The 25,417-nt window shown below is 65.4% G+C and carries 14 protein-coding genes, 1 other RNA gene and 1 riboswitch; of the genes, 9 read left to right on the top strand and 6 right to left on the bottom strand.

What is annotated here, in order from left to right:
* Positions 1-284 precede the first annotated feature (284 nt).
* The 7 genes from NYR97_RS15125 to NYR97_RS15155 all read left to right on the top strand — a co-directional run bounded on the left by NYR97_RS15125 (position 285) and on the right by NYR97_RS15155 (position 11,849).
* Positions 285-2,255 (top strand): OPT family oligopeptide transporter, encoded by a 1,971-nt coding sequence (locus NYR97_RS15125; protein WP_316694292.1) that lies wholly within the window; start codon positions 285-287, stop codon positions 2,253-2,255.
* Positions 2,256-2,803: 548 nt separating this feature from the next.
* On the top strand, positions 2,804-3,649 hold the full coding sequence (locus NYR97_RS15130) for a transporter (RefSeq protein WP_425612998.1): 846 nt from the start codon (positions 2,804-2,806) through the stop codon (positions 3,647-3,649).
* A 301-nt stretch (positions 3,650-3,950) separates the two neighbouring features.
* On the top strand, positions 3,951-6,377 hold the full coding sequence (locus NYR97_RS15135; RefSeq protein ID WP_316694294.1) for a glucose/quinate/shikimate family membrane-bound PQQ-dependent dehydrogenase: 2,427 nt from the start codon (positions 3,951-3,953) through the stop codon (positions 6,375-6,377).
* A 237-nt stretch (positions 6,378-6,614) separates the two neighbouring features.
* Positions 6,615-7,901, top strand: coding sequence for a carbohydrate porin (locus tag NYR97_RS15140; RefSeq protein ID WP_316694296.1), 1,287 nt, complete (start codon positions 6,615-6,617; stop codon positions 7,899-7,901).
* A 177-nt stretch (positions 7,902-8,078) separates the two neighbouring features.
* Positions 8,079-10,199: a prolyl oligopeptidase family serine peptidase gene (locus NYR97_RS15145; protein ID WP_316694297.1), complete on the top strand. Its 2,121-nt coding sequence runs from the start codon at positions 8,079-8,081 to the stop codon at positions 10,197-10,199.
* Positions 10,200-10,520: 321 nt separating this feature from the next.
* Entirely contained in the window at positions 10,521-10,991 is a 471-nt protein-coding gene (locus NYR97_RS15150) for a hypothetical protein (protein WP_316694298.1), read from the top strand.
* A gap of 132 nt (positions 10,992-11,123) precedes the next feature.
* Entirely contained in the window at positions 11,124-11,849 is a 726-nt protein-coding gene (locus NYR97_RS15155) for an AraC family transcriptional regulator (protein ID WP_205392110.1), read from the top strand.
* A 611-nt stretch (positions 11,850-12,460) separates the two neighbouring features.
* Here the strand turns inward: NYR97_RS15155 and NYR97_RS15160 are convergent.
* The 5 genes from NYR97_RS15160 to gcvP all read right to left on the bottom strand — a co-directional run bounded on the left by NYR97_RS15160 (position 12,461) and on the right by gcvP (position 21,024).
* A complete protein-coding gene (locus NYR97_RS15160; RefSeq protein WP_316694301.1) occupies positions 12,461-14,569 on the bottom strand; it encodes a catalase in 2,109 nt (702 codons plus the stop codon).
* Positions 14,570-14,595: 26 nt separating this feature from the next.
* Positions 14,596-14,669, bottom strand: a non-coding RNA gene (locus NYR97_RS15165) — sX9 sRNA.
* A gap of 239 nt (positions 14,670-14,908) precedes the next feature.
* Positions 14,909-15,763: an aldo/keto reductase gene (locus NYR97_RS15170; RefSeq protein WP_316694303.1), complete on the bottom strand. Its 855-nt coding sequence runs from the start codon at positions 15,761-15,763 to the stop codon at positions 14,909-14,911.
* Between the two features lie 60 nt (positions 15,764-15,823).
* The gene (locus tag NYR97_RS15175; protein ID WP_316694305.1) at positions 15,824-17,452 is read right to left on the bottom strand and encodes a carboxylesterase/lipase family protein; all 1,629 of its coding nucleotides are present in this window, start codon (positions 17,450-17,452) and stop codon (positions 15,824-15,826) included.
* A gap of 698 nt (positions 17,453-18,150) precedes the next feature.
* A complete protein-coding gene (gcvP, locus tag NYR97_RS15180) occupies positions 18,151-21,024 on the bottom strand; it encodes an aminomethyl-transferring glycine dehydrogenase (protein WP_316694307.1) in 2,874 nt (957 codons plus the stop codon).
* A gap of 89 nt (positions 21,025-21,113) precedes the next feature.
* A riboswitch (glycine riboswitch) is annotated at positions 21,114-21,228 on the bottom strand.
* Positions 21,229-21,495: 267 nt separating this feature from the next.
* On the opposite strand from gcvP, the gene NYR97_RS15185 reads away from it, so the two are divergent.
* Positions 21,496-22,749: a multidrug effflux MFS transporter gene (locus NYR97_RS15185; protein WP_210762062.1), complete on the top strand. Its 1,254-nt coding sequence runs from the start codon at positions 21,496-21,498 to the stop codon at positions 22,747-22,749.
* Between the two features lie 16 nt (positions 22,750-22,765).
* Positions 22,766-23,167, top strand: coding sequence for a hypothetical protein (locus NYR97_RS15190; RefSeq protein WP_006452792.1), 402 nt, complete (start codon positions 22,766-22,768; stop codon positions 23,165-23,167).
* A 248-nt stretch (positions 23,168-23,415) separates the two neighbouring features.
* Here the strand turns inward: NYR97_RS15190 and NYR97_RS15195 are convergent, their stop codons facing one another.
* Positions 23,416-25,350 (bottom strand): XVIPCD domain-containing protein, encoded by a 1,935-nt coding sequence (locus NYR97_RS15195; RefSeq protein ID WP_316694311.1) that lies wholly within the window; start codon positions 25,348-25,350, stop codon positions 23,416-23,418.
* Between the last annotated feature and the right edge of the window lie 67 nt (positions 25,351-25,417).

Below are 25,417 nucleotides of genomic sequence, written 5' to 3' on the forward strand. Positions count from 1 at the left end.
CGCCGGTACCCGAGTGATCCATGCGCCGCCGATCGCCAGCCGCGTTCGCCTGATCAAGACGCGGTCGTTTTTGCAAGCAATCACCGGTCACTGCCGTACGCGTCTTGAAGCCAGGCGCGTGCTGCGGTCGATTCGATCGTACAGCGCGCTGCTGACTCTCCTGGCGCAACGTCCCGCGTACTCCACCCGCCATAACAGGCACACTGTCACGCCGCGACGCAGCTGGACGGAACCGCGCACAGGCGCTAGCGTGGTCCGGATTTTTTGCCACAGGGGAACTGCCCATGAGCCATGACGCGCAACCGCGCCAGCTCACCTTTCGTGCCGTCGTGCTGTCCATCGTGTTGGCGGTGGTGCTTTCGGCCGCCAATGCCTATCTGGGCCTGTTCGCCGGCCTGACCATCGCCACCGCGATCCCGGCTGCGGTCGTCTCGATGGGTGTGCTGCGCCTGCTCGGCGGCGGCACCATCCTGGAAAACAACATCGTCCAGACCGGCGCCTCGGCGGGGTCGTCGATCGCAGCGGGCGTGATCTTCACCATCCCCGCGCTGGTGATCATGGGCTACTGGCCGGACTTCAAATACTGGTGGGTGCTCGGCATTGCCGGCATGGGCGGCTTGCTCGGCGTGCTGTTCTCGGTGCCGCTGCGGCGCTCGATGATCGTCGAAGACCCGCTGCCGTTCCCCGAAGGCAAGGCCGCAGCCGAGGTGCTCAAGGCCGGCGCAAACCCCGGCCCGGGCCTGAAGATCCTGGCCATCTCCGGCGCGATCGGCGCGCTGGTCAAGCTGGGTGCGGCCAGCGGCCTGCGGGTGATCCCGGACACCTGGGCGCAGGCCACGTACCTGGGCAGCAGCCGGCTGGTGGGGTATCTGGGCACCAACCTGTCGCCGGCGCTGCTGGGCGTGGGCTACATCGTCGGCTTGAACGTCGGCATCGTGGTGTTGTCCGGCGCGATCCTGTCCTGGCACATCGCCATCCCGCTGTATCAGCAGTTCTTCATGGGTTCGGATCCGGCATTGGCGCAGAGCCTGGTCGATGCACCGGCGGCCGACGCGGCCTTCGCCATCTGGGGCGCCAAGATCCGTTACCTCGGTGTCGGCGCAATGCTGATCGGCGGCGTGTGGACCCTGTTCTCGCTGCGCAAGTCGCTGTTGTCCGGCGTCAAGAGCGGCTTTGCCGCCGCGCGCAAGAGCGGTGGCGGTGTGGTCGCCGAGACCGAGCGCGACCTGCCGATGAAGTGGATGCTGGTGGCGTTGGTGCTGTGCACCTTGCCGCTGCTGGGCCTGTATCAGGCCATCGTGCAGCAATGGCACGTGTCGATCCCGATGACCATCATCATGATCGTGGCCGGCTTCCTGTTCGTGTCGGTGTCCGGCTATCTGGCCGGCTTGATCGGCTCATCCAACAACCCGGTCTCGGGCATCACCATCTCCACCATCCTGTTCGCCTCGGCGGTGCTGGTGCTGCTGCTCGGCAAGAGCGGGCTGGTGCCAGTGGGCATCGGCGGCGCGCCGCTGGGCGCGGTGGCGGCGATCATGATCGGTGCGGTGGTGTGCTGCGCGGCGGCGGTGGGCGGCGACAATCTGCAGGATCTCAAAGCCGGTTATCTGGTCGGCGCCACGCCATGGAAGCAGCAGCTGATGCTCGGCATCGGTGCGTTCTCCTGCGCGCTGATCATGGCGCCGGTGCTGAACCTGTTGGCGCAGGCGTACGGTATCGGCCCGGCCACCCCGCAGCATCCCAACTCGCTCGCTGCACCGCAGGCCACGCTGATGGCCTCGGTCGCCAAGGGCTTGTTCGGCGGCGAGCTGCCGTGGGCGATGATCGCCATCGGTGCCGGCGTGGGCGCGGCGATCATCGCGCTGGACGAGTGGTTGAAGAAGACTGGCAAGCGCTTCCGTGTGCCGGTGCTGGCCGCGGCAATCGGTATCTATCTGCCGTTGGAACTGATGGTGCCGATCTTCATCGGTGGCCTGATCGCGCATCTGGTGGAACGCTTCCACAAGATCCGCGCCGACGACGAAGACGGCCGCGACCGCGTGCATCGCCCGGGCGTGCTGTTCGCCGCCGGCCTGATCACCGGCGAGGCGTTGATGGGGATCGCCATCGCGGTGCCGATCGTACTGTCCAGCCGCGCCGATGTGCTGGCGTTGCCTGCCAGCTTGCAGCTCAACCAGTGGTTTGGCCTGGCGATCCTGGCCCTGGTCGGCTGGCTGCTGTATCGCGTCGGCAAGCGCGGCGAACAGACCGCCTGAGCATGACGCAGCATTGAGGCATGCGCTTGCACGCCTCATATCCCGACGGACACGCATCGCTGATGCGTGTCCGTTTTTCGTTGTGGCGTTGCGATCCGGTGCCGCTGCGCCGCACGCGCAGCGAGATGCGCCGCTTCGGTCATCCGTCGTCTTTGCGTTGGCTTTACGCGCTACGCAGGCGCCATGCATAGCGACTTTATGCCGCTGCTCCGTATCGTGCCGTCTCCCGCACGGATGGTGCGCCACGGCTACTGCATGCCTCGATCGATCCCGATGACACCCCGCGACGCAGGTTCTCGCACCGCGTAACGCTGCGATGGATGTCAGTGAAAGTGCTACTCACATCACGCTGTGCAACATCAGCTTGCGGTTGCGGTCGCTTTTGTCATGGTTGGCCTCTACGGAGCCCACAGACGCCTATAAGATCGATTGGCAGGACGTCGCCCGTCGGCGGCCATGCAGTCGTTCTACCTCCACGTGCATTTCCCCCTCCCTAACGCTGACCGTTCCACACGATCTGTCCAGCGTCTTGCCATGGAACCACTGCAATGCTGACTGCTATCTCCAAGCGCTCCACCCGCGCACCACGCGCACCGTTGTTGGCCATCGCACTGACCGGCGTGCTGTGCAGCCTGGCGCTGCAGGCACAGGCGCAAGACGCCGCCGAGGCGGCGCTGTGTACCGATCGCCCGACCAAGGCCAATTCCACCTGCACCGTGCCCACCGGCGCCTGGCAGCTGGAAACCGACATCGGCAGCTACACCCGCGACAGCCAGCCCGGCACGCGCATCGAAACCTCCTATTTCACCAATCCCACGCTCAAGTACGGCGTCAGCGACCGCATCGATCTGCAGCTCAACTGGGCGCCGCAGTTGCAGGTCAAGACCACCGATCGCGCCACCGGTGCGCGCAGCAGCCTGAGCGGCGGCGGCGATATCTTTCTACGCATGAAGGCGCGTTTCTACGAGAGCGACACCGCCAGCGTGGCGTTGCTGCCGTTCGTCAAGGCACCGACCGCGCGCACCGGCCTGGGCAACGACGAGTGGGAAGGCGGCGTCGCATTGCCGATCAATTTCGTGCTGCCCAATAGCTTCTCGCTGACCCTGGGGCCAGAGGTGGATTGGCTGGCCGACAGCGATGGCAGCGGCAACCATGTCGCCATCGTCAATGCGATCAACCTGGCGCATCCGCTTACCTCCAAGTTGTCGATGGCGGTGGAAGTGTGGTCCTCGATCAACCGCGACCCCGCCGAAACCATCGAACAGTATTCGGCCGACATCGCCGCTGCGTATCTGATCAACCCGCTGCTGCAGCTGGATGTGGGTGCCAATTTCGGCCTCAACGACCGCACCCCGGACGCGCAGGTGTATGTGGGCATGTCGCACCGCTTCTGACCCGCGCACCGCGCGTTGCGCACACAAAAGCCACTGCGGTCCGCGCCTGTGCGGACTGCAGTGTTCTGCAGGTAATCGCTTCAGATATGTAATAACTACCCGGTGCGGTGCGACACTATGCCGTCAGTCTGCCGGGCATGCCGGTGCCGGTCTCGCCAGAGGTACGCGGGCCGGGGAGGGGGGTGACAGAAAGTGGGCAGTCATGCTGCCTCTACTGGCCGTCCTGCGGGCACCTTGCAGCATCCAGATCGGAATGCCGGGCGCCGTGCAGGGCGGAATCTCCTGATCGAGGTGTTGCAACGTGGAAACGAAATCGAAGTTGCCGGTCCCGGGCCGGGCATTGCTGCTGGTGCTGGGCATGCTGGTCGCGCTGGTGGGGCTGATCTTTCTGCTGGGTGGCGCAAGGTTGGCCAGCCTGGGCGGCAGCTGGTACTTCCTGCTGATGGGCCTGGCGACCGCCGTGGCCGGGGTGCTGATCGTGCTGCGTCGGCCGGCCGGTGCGCTGTTGTACGGCGTCGCCTTCGTGCTGACGCTGGTATGGGCGCTCTGGGATGCGGGGCTGGATTTCTGGCCGCTGCTCTCGCGGCTGATGCTGCCTGCGGTGTTCGCGGTGCTGGTGGCGCTGGCCTGGCCGGCGCTGCTGCGTAGCCGGGCCTTGCCGGCCGGGCGTACCGCCTATGGTGTGGCAACGGTGCTGGCGCTGGCGGTACTGGCCGGTATCGGCGGCATGTTCGTGCCGCATCCGCCGGTGGCAGGTGAGCACGGGCCCGGCATCACGGCGGTGCAGCCGGCAAGCGCGCAACGGAACTGGTCCGCCTACGGCAATACCGATGGCGGCAGCCGCTTCGCTGCGCTCGACCAGATCAACCGCAGCAACGTCGACCGCCTGCAGGTCGCCTGGACCTACCACACCGGCGAGATCGCCAACAGCGACGGCAACGGTGCCGAAGACCAGTTGACCCCGCTGCAGGTGGGCGAGACCGTGTTCCTGTGCACACCGCACAACAATCTGATTGCGCTTGACGCCAGCACCGGCAAGCAGCTGTGGCGGCGCGAGATCAATGCGACCTCGTCGGTCTGGCAGCGCTGCCGTGGCCTGGGCTACTTCGACGCCGACGCGGCGTTGCCGACGCCGAGCGTGGCCAACCCCTCGCCGATCGCCGCAGTGACGGTGGCGCAGGATGCCAACTGCCGTCGCCGCCTGTTCACCAACACCATCGATGGCCGCCTGATCGCGGTGGATGCGGACACCGGTGCGTTCTGCCAGGGCTTCGGCAGCAACGGCCAGATCGATCTCAAGGCCGGCCTGGGCGCTGCGCCGGATCCGTTCTACCAACTGACCTCGCCGCCACTGGTGGCCGGCACCACCGTGGTGGTGGGCGGACGCGTGGCCGACAACGTGCAGACCGACATGCCGGGTGGCGTGGTGCGCGGTTTCGATGTGGTCACCGGCGCGCAGCGCTGGGCCTTCGACCCGGGCAATCCGCACGATCGCCAGGCGCCGGCCGCCGGCAGCAGCTATGTGCGCAGCACGCCGAACGTGTGGGCACCGATGTCCTACGACGCGGCGATGAACACCGTGTTCCTGCCGCTGGGCGGGCCATCGACCGATCTGTACGGCGCCGAGCGCACCGCGCTCGATCACCGTTACGGCGCCTCGGTGCTGGCACTGGATGCCACCACCGGTGCGGAGAAGTGGGTCTACCAGACCGTGCATAACGATCTGTGGGACTTCGACCTGCCGATGCAGCCCAGCCTGATCGACTTCCCCAACCAGGACGGCAGCCACACCCCGGCGGTGGTCATCGGCACCAAGGCCGGGCAGATCTACGTGCTCGATCGCGCCACCGGCAAGCCGCTGACCGAGGTCAGGGAAGTGCCGGTGAAAGGCTCGGATATTGCACACGAACAGTACGCGCCGACCCAGCCGCTGTCGGTGGGCATGCCGCAGATCGGCACCCGGCACCTGACCGAATCGGACATGTGGGGCGCCACCGCGATCGACCAGATGCTGTGCCGCATCGCGTTCAAGCAGATGCGGTATGAAGGCCTGTACACCGCGCCGGGCACCGATGTGTCGCTGAGCTTTCCCGGCTCGCTGGGCGGCATGAACTGGGGTGGCCTGTCGACCGACCCGGTGCATGACGTCATCTTCGCCAACGACATGCGCCTGGGCTTGTGGGTGCAGATGATTCCTGCCGATACCCGCAAGGCCGAGGCGTCCGGTGGTGGCGAGGCAGTCAATACCGGCATGGGCGCCGTGCCGCTGAAGGGCACGCCGTATGCGGTCAACAAGAACCGCTTCCTGTCGGCGCTGGGCATTCCATGCCAGGCGCCGCCGTACGGCACGCTCAGCGCCATCGACCTCAAGACGCGCAGCATCGCCTGGCAGGTGCCGGTGGGGACGGTGCAGGACACCGGCCCGTTCGGCATCAAGATGCATCTGCCGATCCCGATCGGCATGCCGACGCTGGGTGGCACGCTGTCCACGCAGGGCGGGCTCGTGTTCATCGCCGGCACCCAGGACTACTACCTGCGCGCGTTCGACAGTGGCACCGGCAAGGAGCTCTGGAAGGGCCGCCTGCCGGTCGGCAGTCAGGGCGGGCCGATGACCTACGTCTCGCACAAGACCGGCAAACAGTACGTGGTGATCAGTGCCGGCGGTGCGCGGCAGTCGCCCGATCGTGGCGATAACGTCATCGCCTACACCTTGCCTGACGCGCACTGACCCACCGCCCACGCAGGACCACGCCGGCAGCTGCGTCGGCGTGGTCCTGGAGCGGCAAACACTTCGCGCGCCCGCCTGACGGGCTGCGCACTGGTGTGTCAGCCGCGCTTGGCGCAACCCGACGGCAGGGTGCCTGGCGCATCCGGCCAACGGTCCCGTTACCGCAGCGGCGCATTGGCCTCACCGCCATGCATCGCCACCGATGGCTGTGCACGCTGCCCCGATCAGAGAACCACGATGCATCGTCTGTCTTTTTTCCCGCGCCGCAGTGCGCTGGGCTACGCCTTGCTGCTGGCACTGCCGGCCACCGCAGTCGCCGCGGGCGACACCACGCTGACCGGCGACTGGGGTGGGCGTCGGTCTGCCTGGGCCGAGCACGGAGTGAGCGTTCGCGGCGACTACGTGTCCGAGACGTTCGGCGTGGTGGACGGCGGCTACGAAAAAAACAGTGCGCGCTATGCGCAGCAACTGCGGGTGGGCGTGGATCTGGACATGACCAGACTCGCCGGCTGGGGCGGTGGCAGCCTGCATGTCACCATCAACGACCGCCGCGGCCGCAGCGCCTCCACCGACCTGGTCGGCAATCGTTTCCCCGTCCAGGAAGTGTATGGAGGCCAGTACACCCGCCTGAGCGAGTTCAGCTACGACCGCAGCTTCAACCAAAGCAGGACGTATCTGAAACTGGGCTTCTATGCGATGGGCAACCAGTTCGCCTCGCACACGCTGTTGGTGAACTTCGTCAATGCCGCGTTCTGCGCGCATCCGCTGGCGTTTTCGGCCAACAGTGGCTGGTACAACTACCCGGCCGCACGCTGGGGCATCGAAGGCGCGCAGCAGCTGACCCCACAGCTCAACCTGCATGCCGGCTGGTTCCAGGTCAATCCGAATCTGGGCTTCGGCACCCGCGACACCTACGCGTTCAAGCCGTTCGCCAGCGGCACCACCGGTGCGATCTTCCCGCTCGAATTCACCTGGAAACCGGCCACCGCGCGCTATCCGGGCGTGTACAAGTTCGGTGGCTACTACGACTCCTCGACGGTCGCCAGGCGTGGGCTGGATACCAGCCGCAGCACCGGACGCGACGGCGCCTATCTGTTGGCCGAACAGAAATTGTTCACTCCGGGAGCGGACGCCAGCATCGGCCTGACCGGATTCGCCCAGTACATGGCCAGCGACCACGACAGTGCGCTGATGACACGTTGGTATTCGGTCGGCGGCGTGTACCAGGGCGTTGGCGCGCGCACGCAGGACCGCATCGCACTGGGCTATGTGGCCGGCAGGATCAATCATCGGCTGCTCGATGCACGCCGCGCCGGGTTGTTGGAGGCCGGCGTGGCGGCCGATTCGCCACTGGTCGGACTGAGCGCTGCCGAAGAGCTCTACGAACTCGCCTATAGCGCGCAGATCACGCCGTGGCTGATGCTGCGCCCGGACGTGCAATACATCGTCAACCCCGGAACCTACGCCTATACCCGCACACACAACGCACTGGCCGTTGGGCTGCAGGCCAAACTCACGTTCTGAGCGCGACCTGCGCTCCGGCGTGGCGCGCCGTTGCCAAACCGCGCAATGCGCACGGTGCGCATTGCGCCGCTGCCGGGCGCAGCAACGTACGGCGCCTGCGCGCGCATGACCTCCTGCCTTTGCGCGTGCGCTGCAGCAACGCCTAACATCGACGTTTTGCCGTTGCGGGAACTCTCGATGAAGCTTCGTTACGCCGTGCTGCCCCTGTGTCTGTTGACCGCCTTGCCAAGTCTTGCCGCTGCACGCGGATTCGATGTGCGCGACATGGTCGCGCTGGACCGGGTGTCTTCGCCCACGCTCAGCCCCGACGGCAGCGTGCTGGTGTTCGCCAAGCGGCAGGCCAAGAGCAGCAACGGCAAACCGGCCACCGGCCTGTGGATGCGCAATCTGCGTACCCGCGATGCAGCGCCGCCCAGGCGGCTGACTCCGGAAGGCTGGAACGTCAACAGCCCGGCGCTGTCGCCGGATGGCAAGACGGTGTATTTCCTCAGCAGCAGATCCGGCACCCAGCAGCTGTACGCGCAACCGCTGACCGGCGGCACCCCGCAGCAACTCACCGCGTTTGCGGTGGACGTGGACAGCTACAAGCTCTCGCCCGATGGCAAGCGCATTGCCTTCAGTGCCGGCGTGTTCCAGGACTGCGGCTCGGACCTGGGCTGCACCAAGACCAGGCTCGCCAGCGTCAAGAACGCCAAGGCCAGCGGCGTGGTGTACGACCAGTTGTTCGCGCGGCATTGGGACACCTGGAACGACGGCCGCCGCAACACGCTGTTCGTCGCAGACCTGCCTGCTGCCGGCGCCAAGGCGGTGATCGGTGCCTCGGCCATCAGCGCCACGCTGGCCGGCGATGCGCCGTCCAAGCCGTTCGGCGGCAACGACGATTACACCTGGTCGCCCGATGGCAGCAGCGTGGTGGCCAGCGTGCGCGTGCCGCAGCCGCATGGCCCTGAAGTGGCCAAGAATGCAAAGGCCGCCAGCAAGCCCACCGGCAACGATGAGCCCTGGCAGACCAACTTCGATCTGTACCGGCTGGATGCGGCCGGCAAGTCCGCACCGGTCAATCTGACCGCGTCCAACCCGGCCTGGGATGCCGGCCCGGTGTTCAGCAGCGATGGCAGGACGCTGTACTACCGCGCGATGAAACGCCCCGGTTTCGAGGCCGACCGCTTCGGCCTGATGGCGATGGATGTCGCCAGCGGCAAGACGCGCGAAATCGCGCCCAAATGGGACCGCTCGGCCGGCGAAATCGTGTTGAGCGATGACGGCGCCAGCCTTTACACCAGCGCCGACGACCTGGGCGAGCACCCCTTGTTCAAGATCGACATCGCCAGCGGCGAGGCGACAAAGCTGGTGGGCGAGGGCAGCGTGCATGCGCCGACGCTGGCCGGCAACACGTTGGCGTTTACACGCAATTCGTTGAAGAGCGGCGACCAGGTATTTGTCAGCGATGTGCAAGGCCAGGGCCTGCGCGCGATTACCCAGAGCGCCGGCGAGCTGCTGCCGGACGTGCAGTTCGGCGACTACGAACAGTTCCAGTTCAAGGGCTGGAACAACGACACCGTGCACGGCTACGTGGTCAAGCCGTACAACTACCAGGAAGGCAAGACCTACCCGGTGGCGTTCCTGATCCACGGCGGGCCGCAGGGCAGCTTCGGCAACGGCTGGAGCAACCGCTGGAATCCGCAGACCTACGCCGGCCAGGGCTACGCGGTGGTGATGATCGACTTCCACGGCTCCACCGGCTACGGCCAGGACTTCACCGACGCGATCAGCCAGCATTGGGGCGACCGCCCGCTGGAAGACCTGCAAAAGGGCTGGACCGCCGCGCAGAAGCAGTACGGCTTCCTCAACGGCGACAAGGCCTGCGCGCTGGGCGCCAGCTACGGCGGCTACATGGTCTATTGGATGGCCGGCAACTGGAACCAGCCGTGGAAGTGCCTGGTCGACCACGACGGCGTGTTCGACAACCGCACCATGGGCTACGCCACCGAGGAACTGTGGTTCAGCGAATGGGAAAACGGCGGCACGCCCTGGCAGAACCCGGCCGGCTACGAGAAGTTCAACCCGGTGCTGCACGTGGACAAGTGGAAGGTGCCGATGCTGGTCATCCACGGCCAGCAGGATTTCCGCATCCCGGTGGAGCAGGGCCTGGCCGCGTTTACCGCGCTGCAGCGCAAGGGCATCGACTCCAAGTTCCTGTACTTCCCGGACGAGAACCATTGGGTGCTCAAGCCGGACAACAGCGTGCTGTGGCACGACACCGTCAATAGCTGGCTGAAGCAGCATATCGGCCAGTGATGCTTCACCCGGCACGCCGCCTGGTGCGGGGTGCCGGGTAATCACTGCCTGGCTCCTGTGGCCGGGCGGCGATCGATCCTGCAGCGGCAATGTCTGCAGCCATTCGCATGTGCAGCCGGCCTTTCCCAAGCTGCGGATCGGCCATGTCGATGAAGCCCCGTCGGGTCAATGGGGCTGCTTGGCCCGGGTCGGCAGCCCATTCGGGGCCGAAGGCCGGTTAACTGCGGGCAGGCCACGACTGCCGCAGCGCATCCAAGTCATGTCAAAATAGCGATTCTTTAACTTCTTCTGTTCCCTGCCAGGATCGCAAGGACCGCTTGCATGCGCACGTTATTCCGCCCCTCGTTGTTGGCACTCGTCCTACTCTGTAGTCCTGTCTTGCATGCCGCCTCGCGGCCTGCGGCTGTGCGTGCGCCTGCGCCTGCGAGTGGTGGTGGTGCCGTCGGTGGCGATACTGTAGCCAGCGACCCGAGCGTGCCGTTACCGGCCACGCTGAAGTCCGGCATGGGCTACCGCGCGTTCGCGCAGACGGTGATGGAGCAGGGCTGGCAGCCGGTGGACCCGCTGGCTGCCGACAGCTGCATGGCCGCAGGCGATTGCGTTGTCGAATTCGTTGCGCCCGGCGGGAGTGCGCAGCTGCGCGTGCAGGTCGGTTCACAGGCCGGCGCGGCCGTGGTGAGCAGCTGGCAAGCGCGGCAGGTGCCGTTGAATCGCATCGGCAATCCCACGGCGTCGGCCGTGGACGCCAAGGCCGCACCGGCCGCGGCAAACGTGGCCGACACGCCACGCTGAGCGTGGTCCCGTAGTGCCCAGGCGCGCGGCGTATCATGGCGCTGCGTGTTTTGCGCTGTGCACTGATGGTGCGCGTAGCACAGTCGCGTCTTTCCTGATCCCGAGTCCATTGGCCTGCATGAATCCGCCTGCATGAAGAGCATCGATCCTGCCGATCTGGAAGCGCTGTTCGATGCCGTGCCGGACGTGCTGTTCTTCGTCAAGGATCGCGAGGGCCGCTACACCCACGTCAACCAGACCATGCTGCGGCGGCTGGGGCTGAAGTCGCGCAAGGAGTTGATCGGCAAGCGCGTTGCCGAGGTCTATCCCAGCGGCCTGGGCGCCAACTACGCCAATCAGGACGAGCAGGTGCTGGCCGGGGAAGTGATCGACAACCTGCTGGAGCTGCATCTGTTCGCCAACCGTGAACCGGGCTGGTGCCTGACTTGCAAACGTCCGCTGCTGGTCGACGGCAAGGTACAGGGCATCATCGGCATCTCGCGCGATCTGGGGCCGCAGGACGGGCACGAATCGCAGTACGAAAAGCTGCGGCTTGCGCTTGCCTATCTCAACGCCAACTACGCACAGAACGTCCGTATGCAGGCGCTGGTGGAGATCACCGGGTTTTCGATGTCCAAACTGCAACGCTCGTTTCGCAAGGTATTCCAGCTCACCCCGCAACAGGTGCTGGCCAAACTACGCCTGCAGATGGCGATGCATCTGCTGCACGGAAACAAGAGCCTCACCGAAATCGGGCATGCCTGCGGTTTCAGCGATCAAAGCGCCTTTGCGCGGCAATTCAAGCTGGCGGTCGGCATGACGCCACGCGAGTACCGCGCGCTGGCTAACGCTGCGCAGTTTCCTGCCGGAACTTCTTAGGGCGGACTAATTAAGACGAATTCGCAGTAGCGGAGTTAGTTGGGTGTGTGGTGCCCTCACTGCAGCAGAGCATTGAGTCAACAGCTTAGTTAGTCGAGTGCGCGGTGCCCTCACCGCTTGCGGGACACGCCGTGAATCCGTCCGTGGAGGCTCGGTGGCGGCATCCATGCCGCCACACGGTCCCGCAAGCGGCGAGGACACCGCACCAGAAAGTTAGTCGGCTGCTTTGTTGAAAACATGCACACCGACCATCTCCACTGGTCCTTGCCCGCCCACCGTCGCGGGACCTTACGCGGCATGGATGCCGCGTAAGAGCCTACATGGACGTACTTGCGGCGTGTCCCGCGAGGGTGGGCGGGCAAGGACCCTGCAGCCAAGCCGCAGATCATCCGCTCTGCAACTGATCTCTCCCCGCTATCCAACCAGTCATTCCGAGACGAGCAAGATTTCGAGTCATAGCGGCATCTAAATGCGCTCAGAAGCTAAGTGAGCCGTGTGCGCGGTGTCCTCACCAAAGCAGAACTTTAGTAGGCGGCGGATGAAATGCAATGGGCGCGAAACGACATAGAACGTCGCTCGCGCCCAAGGCAGCTTTCGATGCGCTGGTGCGGTTACGCCAACATGCGCACCTTCGGCTCACGTGCCCACTGGCGGGTCTTGGCGGCAGTGATGAATGCCTTAGTATCTGCAGCTGCAATCACGCCTGCGTCCTTGCCGACATTGCCGGCCTTCAGCAGCAGCTGCGCGCCATCGTCGAAGGCGATGGCCTTCAGATGCGCCCAGGCGTTGCTGACGAAATCCAGTGCAGCCGATTCGCGCGTCAGCAGCTTGGCCGCTTCCGATGACAACAGCACCGCTACCGCATCGAACACCACCGACGGCGTGCCTGCCAGCTGACCATCGGCCGCCAGTTGCTTGCCGTCGCTGAGCTTGGCGCCGCCCACTTTCGGCGCGACGATTTTCACCGTGGCGCCCGCAGCTTCGGCAGCCTTGCGCACCGCCTTGATCGCAGCGGCATCCGAGCCATCGTGAATGAGGATGCCCACGGTACGGCCCTGCAAGGTGTCCTTCATCTTGCCGATCAGCTGCAAGGCCGGCGACAACGGCATGTCGGTTGGCGCAACCGCAGCAGGTGGTGCCGGCGGTAACGTGGTCATGCCCATGCCATCGGCCACACGCTGCGCCAGCGCTGGGTCGATGTGACGCAGATGGCCCACGATGGCTTCGCGCACATGCGCGGTTTCCACCTTGGATAATTCGAACACCAGCGCCGATGCCATATGCGCCTGCTCCGGTGCGGTCTGGCTGCGGAAGAACATGCGCGCCTGGCTGTAATGATCGGCAAAACTTTCCGCACGCACGCGGCCCTTGGCACCGTCCTCGGCCGGTGTCGCATGGCTCGGGAATCCGCGCAACGCCTCACGCGGTGCATCGGCTTGCAGCGAGCTGGGCTCGTACGCGACACGCCCCTTCGGCACACCCATCTGCATATGACCATCGCGCTGATTGTTGGCGAACGGGCACTTGGGCGCGTTGACCGGAATCTGATGGAAGTTGGGTCCACCCAGACGGCTCAACTGCGTATCCAGATACGAGAACAGGCGGCCCTGCAGCAAGGGGTCGTTGCTGAAGTCGATGCCTGGCACGATGTTGGCCGGGCAGTAAGCGACCTGCTCGGTCTCGGCGAAGAAGTTGTCCGGCCAGCGGTCCAGCACCATGCGGCCCACGATTTGCAGCGGCACCAGTTCTTCGGGAATGACCTTGGTCGAATCCAGATGATCGAACGGGAATGCCTCCGCTTCGGCCTCGGTGAACAACTGCACGCCCAGTTCCCACTCGGGGAAATCGCCGCTTTGAATCGATTCGAACAGATCGCGACGGTGGAAATCCTGATCGGCACCGGCGATCTTGACCGCCTCATCCCAGATCGTGGACTGCAGGCCGAGCTTGGGACGCCAATGGAATTTGACGAAGGTGCTGTCGCCTTTTTCATTGAGGAAACGGAAGCTGTGGATGCCGAAGCCTTCGATCATGCGCAGCGAGCGCGGGATGGTGCGGTCGCTCATCGCCCACATGATCATGTGCATCGATTCTGGCGTGAGCGAGATGAAATCCCAGAACGTGTCGTGCGCGCTGGCGGCCTGCGGAAAACCGCGATCCGGCTCCATCTTCACCGCATGGATCAGGTCCGGGAACTTCATCGAATCCTGGATGAAGAACACCGGGATGTTGTTGCCCACCAGATCCCAGTTGCCTTCCTTGGTGTAGAACTTCACCGCAAACCCGCGCACGTCGCGCGGCGTGTCCACCGAGCCGGCGCCGCCGGCGACGGTGGAAAAACGCGTGAACAACGGTGTCTTTTCGCCGACCTCGGTGAAGATCTTGGCCGTGGTGTACTGGCTCAACGACTTGGTCAACTCGAAATAGCCGTGCGCCGCGCTACCGCGCGCATGCACGATGCGCTCGGGAATGCGCTCGTGATCGAAGTGGGTGATCTTCTCGCGCAGAATGAAGTCTTCCAGCAACGTCGGGCCGCGCGGCGTTGCGCGCAGCGAGTTCTGGTTGTCGCCAACCGGGATGCCCTGGTTGGTGGTCAGTTGCGGATGCGTGCCGCCGGCTTTCTGATGCAACTCATCGCCCGTACCGCGCAATGTTTCAGATGTTGCGCTGACGGTAGCAATGGAAGGAACTTGCGCGGGCTTGCTGGGGGACTTGGGCATGGGACTCCACTCTGGCGGGCTAGAGCGGCCAACAACCGGTAGCGAGCAGTCGTCAGGCGGTGCGGACGGCGCGGAGAACCGGAGTGTACGCGTGGTACATGCCGATTCGGAGCACCAGCCGCGCCTGCCTGACGGCTGCGCAGTAGTTTGTTAGTCGCTTGGGATGCGGGCTGATCAACGAGCTTGGGAGCGGCGCTGTTAATTGCACGTGTCTGCATGCGAACGAATGCTCACATGCAGCCAGAAGTTTGCGATGCATCGCATCGAGATGGTGCGTGTGTCACGCAACGTGCCGATGCAATGCACTCACATCTAACGAGCCCGACTGTTGTGAGTTGGCTACAGCAGATCCAGCGGCTGTTTGCGCGTTGGCGGTGGAAATGCATGGTCCAGTTCGGCAAGATCCCGGGCATCCAGTTGCAACGTGCACGCTGCTGCGTTGGCACGCACGTGTGCGGGTGTTCCCGATTCGGGAATGGCGATGACCTTGCCACTGCGAATCGCCCACGCCAACGCCACCGCAGTTGCGGCCACGCCACGTCGCTCGCCAATGGCGTGCAGCACCTGGTGATCCAGCAATGCGCGGCTTCCCAACGGCGAATACGCCATCACCGTGACCTCGTGCTGTGCACACCACGGCAGCAGATCGAATTCGATACCGCGGCTGGCGGCGTGATACAGCACCTGATTGACCAGGCAATGCTGTCCGCCCTCAATGTCCCACAGCTCCTGCATATCCTCGACATCGAAATTCGACACGCCCCAGTCGCGGATCTTGCCCGCATCGCGCAAGGCTTCGAACGCATCGACCACTTCGCGCAGATCGCTACCGCCACGCCAATGCAGCAGGTACAGATCCAGCATGCGAACGCCCAGCCGTTGCAGGCTGGCTTCGCAGGCACGCGCAATGCCGCGCGCGCTGGCGTTGCTTGGCAATACCTTCGACACCAGATACGGCGGCTGCGCGCTGCCGATGGCCTGGCCGATCAGCTGCTCGGAGCGTCCGTTGCCATACATCTCGGCGGTATCGATCAAGCGCATGCCCAGCTGTTGGCCGGTCTGCAGCGCATCGATCTCCTGCTGCGGCGCATGTCGACCCTGGCCCAGATTCCACGAGCCCAGGCCGAGCGCGGGCTCGTTGCGCCCATTGCGCAGGCGCACCTCGGGGCAGTGCTGCAAGATGGATTCGGACATGTGTAACTCCTATAACGCTGGATTGGGTGTGACGGCCATTCGCCATCTGTGCGGGCCGCTCTAATGCAACGGTGGCTGCACGGATGTGGACGCGGCGTGCGCTTGCGCATCCCAGAACGTACAGCGATGACGTTGCGCGAAGTCGGGCGTTGCCCCGATCCTGCCCGGCGACAACGTCAACGGCGTGTCGCCATCGAAGCGCGGCCACGGTGGCCGGCCGCCACCATTCGGATCGCCGGTGCGCGCAAACGCGCCCCAGTAATCCTGCAAGGTAGCGGCAAGCGCCTGCTGCGCCGGGCTGAACCGCGGCTCGCCACTGAGCACCCACGGGCGCTGGAACAGATACACCAGTTCGGACGCGTGATAGGCGCCCAGTGGCTGCGAAAACGGCAAGCGCAACAAACCGTACGGCGCCTGCGGGTCGTCGAACTCGTATGCATAGACCGCTGCGTGGTCGCGCAACGCCCGGCCTAGCCGACGCGTGGGGCAGGCGAAGCCACCATCGGTGACGATGTCGGCATAGGCGTGCCAGCGCGATTGCGCAGCGACATCTGCGTACTGCGTCATGATCGCTGTCGGATCGGTATGCATGCGTTGCACGCGCGCCGCATAGCCGCTGCGCAACGTGAGTGCGCCGAAATAGGACAGCAGTTGCGCGAACAGGCGCCCTTCGTCGCGATTGTTGCCGATCAGCACCGGCACCCGCGCGTGCTGCCCATTGGCGATCGCCTCGGCAGGCGGCAATGGCAAGACGGCGCCACCAGACATCGGTGCCCACGCATCGCTGCCGGTCAAGCCACGTCGCTGCGGTTTTGCATCGGCCAATGCGTTTGCAGGGAGCGCGCGCAGGCACGCGGCAACCTCGCTTGCACGCGCGCAGCCAAGCGTCTGCGCCATGCGCATGCCACCACGTTCGGCCTCGCTGCGCGGCACGCTGGAATCGCTCGCAAGACAACTGCCGCTTTGCAGGATCGCACGTTGAAACAGGCCCGTCGCGCCGGGTGAAGCGAGCTGATAACAGATGCTCCATGCGCCGGCCGATTCGCCGAACACGGTGACGTTGTGCGCATCGCCACCGAAGGCGGCGATATTGCGCTGCACCCAGTGCAACGCCGCCTGTTGATCGAGCAACGCGTACGCACCTTCGTCTTGACCACCCAGCGCGGGATGCGCATAAAAACCAAACACCCCCAGCCGATAATTGGGCGCCACCACGATGACGTTCTGTCGGGCTGCCAACGCACTCAGGTCGTAGTCGACATTGCTGCCCAACTCCAGCGCGCCGCCGTAGATCCACACCATCACCGCGTGCGGATGCGCCGGCGCCGGCCCAGGTGGCGCGTAGACGTTGAGGGTGAGGCAATCTTCGGACACCTGCTTCTGCCCGAAGCGATGACGCGGCAGGCACGCCGGCCCGGCCTGCGTGGCATCGCGGACTCCCTTCCAGGCTGGCGCAGCTTGCGGCGCGCGGAAGCGCAACGCACCCACCGGCGGCGCGGCGAAGGGCACGCCCAGAAACACCCGCCCTTGCGCACTACGCACACCGCGTAGCGCACCGGCATCGGTCTGCACTACATCAGCGCGTGCATCGGCCGCATGCACCAGCGCCGGCACCTCGCCAGGGCGGCGGGGCGCGCAAGCGGTCAATGCCAGGCCTGCAAGCAGCAGGCAGGCCAGCTTGCGTCTCAATGCGCATCTGTCGAGCTTGATCACTGTCTGTTGTGTCCTGTCTCAGACGCACATCATCGCGAGTGCACGTGTAGGGAAGGAAAACGAGGAGGCTGCCTGACGAGTGGAGTGATGTCAGCAATGGCAGTGACATTGGTCGGATCGAAGAACTCTGATCGGACGCGCCGTTATCCGAGCAATGCACGTCGTGCAGTGCTTGCAATCATGCACACCGCCCATTCCGCCCATTCCGCCCATTCCGCCCATTCCGCCCATTCCGACCATTCCGACCATTCCGCCCATTCCGACCATTCCGACCATTCCGACCATTCCGACCATTCCGACAGGTCCTTGCCCGCCCACCGTCGCGGGACCTTATGGGGCATGGATGCCGCAGAAGAGCCTACATGGACGTACTTGCGGCGTGTCCTGCGATGGTGGGCGGGCAAGGGCCCTGCAGCCAGGCCGCAGATCATCCGCTCTGCAACTGACGCCTCCACGCCTTTCAATCACCTATCGAGGCGACCGGGACAGTGTGTTTTAGCGTCATGTGATGTTCCCGACCCGAGCTGTGGCCGAGTACGGCGCAGGCGCTTGCCTCCAACGCGTGATGTCTCCAGAACACTTCACTGCAGCCGCTGCCGCTAAAAACGAAAAACCCAGCCCGGGAGTTCCTGGGCTGGGTTTCGATGCCACACGTAAACGCGAAAGGGCAGCGCTTATGCCTCCACGTCGTCCTTGTAGGCATCCACCGGGATGCAGGCACACATCACGTTCTTGTCGCCGTAGACGTTGTCCACGCGCGCCACCGGCGGCCAGTACTTCTGCTGCTTGAGGCTGGGCAGCGGGAAGGCGGCCAGTTCGCGCGGGTAAGCGTGGGTCCACTCGCTGGCCGACACCTGCGTGGCGGTATGCGGTGCGTGCTTGAGCGGGTTGTCCTCGCGGTCCAGGCGGCCGTCTTCGATGGCGCGGATCTCTTCGCGGATCTGGATCATGGCGTCGATGAAGCGGTCCAGTTCGTGCTGCGATTCGCTTTCGGTCGGTTCCACCATCAAGGTGCCGGCGACCGGGAAGCTCAACGTCGGCGCGTGGAAGCCGAAGTCGATCAGACGCTTGGCGATGTCTTCGGCGCCGATGCCGCTGGTCTTTTCCAGCGGGCGGATGTCGAGGATGCACTCGTGCGCCACCAATCCATTACGGCCCGTGTACAGCGTCTTGTAGTGCGGCGCCAAGCGCTTGGCGATGTAGTTGGCATTGAGCAACGCCACCTGGGTCGCCTTGCGCAGGCCGGCGCTGCCCATCATGGTCACGTACATCCAGCTGATCGGCAGGATGGAGGCAGACCCATAACTGGAGGCGCTCACCATGCCGACATCGCCTTCGCCTCCCAGCGTGCGCGGCAGGAATGGGGCAAGGTGCGACTTCACCGCACACGGACCCACGCCGGGACCGCCGCCGCCATGCGGAATGCAGAAGGTCTTGTGCAGGTTCAGATGCGACACGTCCGAGCCCCACTTGCCGGGCTTGGCCACGCCGACCAGGGCATTCATGTTGGCACCGTCGGTATAGACCTGGCCGCCATGCGCGTGCACCGCTTCGCAGATCGCCACCACGTCCTCTTCGAACACGCCGTGGGTGGAGGGGTAGGTGATCATCAACGCGGCCAGGCGCCCGGAATATTTTTCCGCCTTGGCGCGGATGTCTTCGACGTCGACATTGCCGTTGGCATCGCATTTGGTGACCACCACGGTCATGCCGCACATCTGCGCCGAGGCCGGGTTGGTGCCGTGGGCGGATTCGGGAATCAGGCAGATGTCGCGGTGCGCTTCCCCGCGTGCGCGGTGATAGGCGCGGATCGCCAGCAGGCCGGCGTACTCGCCCTGTGCACCGGAGTTGGGCTGCAGGCTCACCGCATCGTAGCCGGTACATTCGACCAGCATCGCTTCCAGCTCCTCGATCAGCTGCGCGTAGCCGGCCGACTGCTCGGCCGGCGCCAGCGGATGGATCGCGCCGAACTCGGGCCAGGTCACCGGGATCATTTCGGCGGTGGCGTTGAGCTTCATCGTGCAGCTGCCCAGCGGGATCATGGTGCGATCCATCGCCAGGTCCTTGTCGGCCAGCGAGCGCATGTAGCGCAGCAGTTCGTGCTCGCTGTGGTGGGTGTTGAATACCGGGTGAGTCAGGAACGCGCTGCTGCGCAGCAGGCCCTGCGGCAACGCGTCGGCAGTGGCGGCATCGAGTGCATCCACATCTGCCTGCGCGCCGAACAGCGCGGCCAGTGCGACCACGTCGGCGCGCGTGCTGGTTTCATCCAGGCTGATGCCGACCGCTTCGCTGTCGATCGCGCGCAGGTTGATGCCGGCCGCACGGGCCTTGGCGTGGATGGCCTCGGCATCGATCGCCTTGACGTGCAGGGTGTCGAAGAAATGCTCGCCCACATTGACGCCGGCACCGCGCAGCGCGGTGGCCAGGATCGCGGCAAGGCGATGCGTGCGCCGCGCGATGCGGGTCAGGCCCTCGGGGCCGTGGTAGACCGCGTACATCGAGGCCATCACCGCCAGCAGCACCTGCGCAGTGCAGATATTGGAGGTGGCCTTCTCGCGGCGGATATGTTGTTCGCGCGTCTGCAGCGTCAAACGGTAGGCAGGATTGCCGGCGGCATCGATCGACACGCCGATCAGCCGGCCCGGCATCGAGCGCTTGTAGGCATCGCGGCAGGCCATGAACGCGGCATGCGGGCCACCGAAGCCGAACGGCACGCCGAAGCGCTGCGAGTTGCCGACCACGATATCGGCGCCCCATTCGCCGGGCGCGGCGATCAGGGTCAGCGCCAGCAGATCGGTCGCCACCGCGACCAGCCCGCCTTGCGCGTGCACCGCATCGGCCAGCGCGGCGTGGTCGCCGATATGCCCGAAGCTGTCCGGGTACTGCAGCAGCACGCCGAAGCACTCGGCCTGCAGCGCTTCTTCCGGCGTGCCCACGCGCAGCACGATGCCCAGCGGCTCGGCGCGGGTGCGCAGCAGTTCCAGCGTTTGCGGATGCACCGCGTCGTGCACGAAGAAGGTGTCCGACTTCGACTTGGCCGAACGCTTGGCCAGCGTCATCGCTTCGGCCGCGGCGGTGGCTTCGTCCAGCAGCGAGGCATTGGCGATCTGCATGCCGGTCAGATCTGCGCACAGGGTCTGGAAGTTGATCAACGCTTCCATGCGGCCCTGCGAGATCTCCGCCTGGTACGGCGTGTAGGCGGTGTACCAGGCCGGGTTTTCCAGGATATTGCGCAGGATCACCTTGGGCGTGTGGGTGCCGTAATAGCCCTGGCCGATAAAGGTGCGCTGCACCTGGTTCTTGCTGGCGATGGCGCGGATCTTGGTCAGCGCTTCTTCTTCGGTGATCGCCTCGGGCAGCGCCAGCGCTGCAGGCGACTTGATGTTGCCGGGCACGATGGCGTCGGTCAGCGCATCCAGCGAGGCGTGGCCGACCACGCCCAGCATCTGTGCGATTTCTGCGTCGTTGGGGCCGATATGGCGTTCGACGAACGCGCTGTGGTGTTCGAGGTCGCGCAGGGAAGACGTGGTCTGGGACATGGCGGGCATCCGGGGCAGGGGCAGACGAATGGTCGACAAGCACCACAACCGGTGTGACGCGCACAGCGCATCACCTCCTGTCGCAGCGAGAGTCTTCCTCGCGCCCCTCTGTCCTTTTGCCTGAGAGTTTAAAAACGCGGCGTGGCGCTGGGCCTGCCTGCGTTCCGTGCCCCTTCGGCGCCGGCATCGGCCGGTCTCTCCAGAGTTGTACTGCGGATGGTATCGGGCCTGAGCGATTACGGGCTGTTGCGCCTTCGGCAGCGGCAGTGCCGCTTCTCCCACCATGTTGCCGGCCGATTATAGCCTGCGTGCGCAGCGGCGGGCGCACCTGCCGGAGCGTAGGCAGGCAGGCCCATGCACTCGGGCCTGCTTAACCTTGCAACGGCGAGCGCCTATCATCGACGCCCTTGTGCTCATCCCGGCGCCGCGACTCGCGGATGCTGGTGTGCGTCCCCGATGCACCACGTTTCGGACTCCTGCATGCCCCCCACCACGCCTTCCACCCGTCGCATGGCGCTACTGCTCGCCGGGTTGGCGATGTTCGGCCCGTTTTCCATCGACACCATCTTTCCGGCGTTTTCGCGGCTCAGCCGTAGCCTGGCGGTGGACGAGGTGGCGATCCAGCAAACCATCAGCGTCTATCTGCTCGCCTACGGGGTGATGAGCATTGCGCACGGGCCGCTGTCCGATGCCTGGGGCCGCAAGCGGGTGATCCTGGGCGGGCTGGTGCTGTTCATCGCCGGCTCGGTGGGCTGTGCGCTGTCGCAGGATCTGCCCACGCTGCTGGCGTTCCGCGCGTTGCAGGGGCTGTCGGCCGGTGTGGGCATGATCGTCGGCCGGGCAGTGATCCGCGATCTGTTCCACGGCGCGGATGCGCAACGGCTGATGAGCCAGGTGTCGATGATCTTCGGCATTGCGCCGGCGATCGCGCCGATCATCGGTGGCTGGATCCTGCTCAGCGGCGCCGGCTGGCCGCTGATCTTCTGGTTTCTGGTGGTATTCGGGCTGGTGCTGCTGGTTGCGACGATGACCTGGCTGCCGGAGACCCATCCGCTGGAAGCGCGCACGCCGCTGCAGCTGCGCCGCTTGATGCACGATTACGTACGGATCGGCTTCAACCCACGGTTCCAGCGTCTGGCCGCAGCCGGTGCCTTCAACTTCGCCGGCATTTTTCTGTACATCGCCTCGGCGCCGGTGTTGATCATGCGCCACCTGCACATGGGCGAGGGCGATTTCGCCTGGTTGTTCATCCCCACCATCGGCGGCATGACGCTGGGCTCGTTCCTGTCCGGGCGCATGGCCGGCAGCATGGACCCGGTGCGGCAGATCCGTATCGGCTTCATCTGCTGCGGCGTGGCGGCGCTGGCCAATCTTGGCTACACCTTGTCGGTGGCGCAGATCGGCCTGCCGTGGGCGGTGCTGCCGATCTTCCTGGCCGGCTTGGGCATGGCCTTGATCTTCCCGATCCTGGCGCTGGCGGTGCTGGACATGTACCCGCATCAGCGCGGTCTGGCCTCTTCGCTGCAGGCCTTCACCCAGCTGATGACCAATACGCTGGTGGCCGGGGTGCTGTCGCCGCTGCTGAGTGAACACCCGCGCCATCTGGCGATCGGCATGACCGGTTTTTTCTTGCTGGGCTGGCTATTCTGGCGCTGGGAGCGCCGCAGCGGCCGCCGTCTTCGCCGCCGCCAGGCCGCAGAGGCAGTGCCTCTGGAGCCGGCCGACCACCTCTGACCTCACAGGAGCCCGCATGTCCACCGATTCCAAGTTGCGCCGCGACGCCCGCAAGCGCGCCGCCGAGCGCCAGCGCAACCAGGCCGCCGCCAAGGTCACTGCCGAATCGCCGATCGAAGCGCATGCCGAACTGCGCGACCAGCAACGCACGCTGCTTGCCGGCATCGTCCGCCGCGACGGCGAATGGGTGCTTGGCATGGACGGCCGCATCGCCGGCGAAAGCACCAGCGCCGCGCAGGTCCTGGCCCTGATCATGCGCGCGGCAGAACTGCACGAACGCCAGGGCACGCCGGTGCGGCTGACCTATTCGGATGCGCTCAAGGACGCGGCGCATGCCGAGGCGGCCGCCGACGGCAGGGATTTCGAGGCATTCCGGATCGAGTTTTCGCAGAAGCTGGCGCCCACGCGTACGCACTGAAGGCGTACGCACTGGGGTGTGCGGGGATGGGTCCGCGATGGGCCCGCGCCGGTGCGCTCATCGATGCAGGCAAGGACGGTCGCCTGATGGTCGCCTCGTGAGGTGCAGCTGTACCGGTGGCCAGAGCCACCGATGCAATGCCTGAGGCAGCGCCGAGCTACGTCAGGCCGGAGCGGTTGCTCTCGTTGTCGCCGCATCCGGCAGCCCAGCTGGCGCTGCCGGATGGTCTTCGGGAATAACCGCAGGTGTCAGCGCGAAGGCGCGTGCGGTGCTGGCTCCTGCTGCGGCGCCTGCTCGCGCACGGTGGCGTGGCGGTCTTGCTCGGCCTGTACGGCCTGCAAGCGTTGCATGCTGCTTTCCAGCGGCGTTTGCTGCGCGGCCTGGGCATCGAAGCTTGCGCGCAGGTGCGCGGGCGAATCGAGCGCTCCCTCGACGACGAAGCCCCGGGCCGGGTCATGGCCGAGCAGCACGTGGTCCACGCGCTGCAGCCCATGCTCACGCGCGGTGACAAGGGCTCCCATTGCCAGGCGCTCGCTGTCCGCATCGGGCACGCGGCCGCGCGCGGTCTCCAGTTGCTCTACCGCTGCGGTGCATTGCTTCAGCAGCGTATGGTCCGGATTGGCCGGGTGACGCGGATCCGAAGCCGCGGTTGTCGCATCCGCTTGGCGCGGCAGCGCTTCGGTGTCGATGCGCTGCAACTGGCCGTCGTATTTTCCATCGGCGCCGTCGGCAATGCGCTGCAGCCGCTCGACGAACGCATAAGGCTCGCCACCCACGTTGCGGGCCATTGCGATCGCGAAGCGTTCGGGCGACTGCGGCGGGGCGTTGCGATCGCCGACCAACGAACTCAGTGAGCTGCCGCCGATCTTGCTGGCCTCGACGCTGGCCTGGGTCTGCTCCATCAGCGCCTGCATCTGCACTTCGCTGAACGCCAGCGCGGTCTTCTGCCCCGGCTTGATCGCACCGGTGCCCACCATCTCGCCGCTCAGCGCGCTGTTGAGATTTTGCGCGATCGCCTTTTCCTCGCTGGCCTCGTTGCGGCCGGCCAGGCGCTGCATCAGCCCGGGCGCGGCGACATCGCCATCGATCTCGAAGCGGTAGCTGCGCTCGTGCACGCGTTCGGTCTCGTTGCCGTCGTACTGGCGCACGATCGTCAGCGGCACGTTGCCACCGTATTGCAGCTGCTGCACGACGGTGTAGCCGTCCTGGCCCGGTGTGCTGATGCGCACCTGGCTGCCTTCGTTGCGGTTGCCGGCCAGATCGGCACTGAGCGGGCCCAATTCCAGCTGCAGACGCTGCTGCGAGCTGAAACTGATCCGCTCCACCGTCTGTTGTTCATCGACACCGGGCACGCCCGGTGCAATCTTGCCCTCGCGCACGAAGTCGCCCATGGCGGCCATCGCGCGTGGATCGGCCAGGTCGAACTGCGCGCTGTGCACCTGCGACTGGCCCAGCGCGTCGGCACGCCCAAGCAGGGCCTGTGCCGGTCCCACCTTGACGCCAACCGCGTTCACTGCCTCGATGGCTGCGTTGGGCCCGGTCACCACACGCACGTGGCGCTCGTCCACGCGCTCGATCAGGTAGCTGCGGCCGCTGGCTTCGGTGATCTCGCTCTGCATGCTGAGGTGTTGCAGACTCGCCGAGGCGTCGCGCTGGGTGTAGGTCTGCGTGTCCATCACCGCACGCGCGCCGATCGGCAGGCTCTCCGGCTGCAGCGGATTGATGCGGGTGGCAGCCTCTGCAGGCTGGTCGACGCCGGGCAGCGTCAGTGAATAGCGCATGCGCTGCCCGGCAATGACGCTGGCTTCGATGTTCAACTTGCCGTCGCCGAGCTTGGTCTGCAGGCTTTGCTGCTGGCCGGTGTGCGCGTCGGCCTCGAGGTTGAAGGTGGTGGTCTTGGCCTCGGCATCGCTGAGTTTGCCCAGGCCTAGCGAGGCGCTGGTGCGCAGGCTGTTCTCGCCCAACGGCTGGGTTTTACTGCCGTTGCTCTGCTCGCTGGTCTGCGAATACTTGACCGACTGCTCTGTCGAGTTCAACGCAACTGTGCTGCTGCCCAGTTCTGCCGAGTATTCGCTGTTCTTGCTGCTGTAGATCGGGTCGAACGCGCGATCGTTCGCGTCGTCGATGAACTGCTTGTTGGGGTCCAGGTTCTGCTGGTCCGGGCCGGTGGAGGCGTTGTTCATTGGATGCATCCTGCATGCTGCGCCTGTGCAGCGGGCGCGCAGTATATCGCCGGCGTTTTGTACGTTT

The sequence above is a fragment of the Xanthomonas hydrangeae genome, from assembly GCF_032697525.1.
Lineage (GTDB): Bacteria > Pseudomonadota > Gammaproteobacteria > Xanthomonadales > Xanthomonadaceae > Xanthomonas > Xanthomonas hydrangeae.

Excerpts from the sequence above, each read along its gene's own strand:
- NYR97_RS15125 (WP_316694292.1), top strand. The coding sequence starts at position 285 with ATGAGCCATGACGCGCAACCGCGCCAGCTCACCTTTCGTGCCGTCGTG.
- NYR97_RS15130 (WP_425612998.1), top strand. The coding sequence starts at position 2,804 with ATGCTGACTGCTATCTCCAAGCGCTCCACCCGCGCACCACGCGCACCG.
- NYR97_RS15140 (WP_316694296.1), top strand. The coding sequence starts at position 6,615 with ATGCATCGTCTGTCTTTTTTCCCGCGCCGCAGTGCGCTGGGCTACGCC.
- NYR97_RS15145 (WP_316694297.1), top strand. The coding sequence starts at position 8,079 with ATGAAGCTTCGTTACGCCGTGCTGCCCCTGTGTCTGTTGACCGCCTTG.
- NYR97_RS15150 (WP_316694298.1), top strand. The coding sequence starts at position 10,521 with ATGCGCACGTTATTCCGCCCCTCGTTGTTGGCACTCGTCCTACTCTGT.
- NYR97_RS15155 (WP_205392110.1), top strand. The coding sequence starts at position 11,124 with ATGAAGAGCATCGATCCTGCCGATCTGGAAGCGCTGTTCGATGCCGTG.
- NYR97_RS15160 (WP_316694301.1), bottom strand. The coding sequence starts at position 14,569 with ATGCCCAAGTCCCCCAGCAAGCCCGCGCAAGTTCCTTCCATTGCTACC.
- NYR97_RS15170 (WP_316694303.1), bottom strand. The coding sequence starts at position 15,763 with ATGTCCGAATCCATCTTGCAGCACTGCCCCGAGGTGCGCCTGCGCAAT.
- gcvP (WP_316694307.1), bottom strand. The coding sequence starts at position 21,024 with ATGCCCGCCATGTCCCAGACCACGTCTTCCCTGCGCGACCTCGAACAC.
- NYR97_RS15185 (WP_210762062.1), top strand. The coding sequence starts at position 21,496 with ATGCCCCCCACCACGCCTTCCACCCGTCGCATGGCGCTACTGCTCGCC.
- NYR97_RS15190 (WP_006452792.1), top strand. The coding sequence starts at position 22,766 with ATGTCCACCGATTCCAAGTTGCGCCGCGACGCCCGCAAGCGCGCCGCC.
- NYR97_RS15195 (WP_316694311.1), bottom strand. The coding sequence starts at position 25,350 with ATGAACAACGCCTCCACCGGCCCGGACCAGCAGAACCTGGACCCCAAC.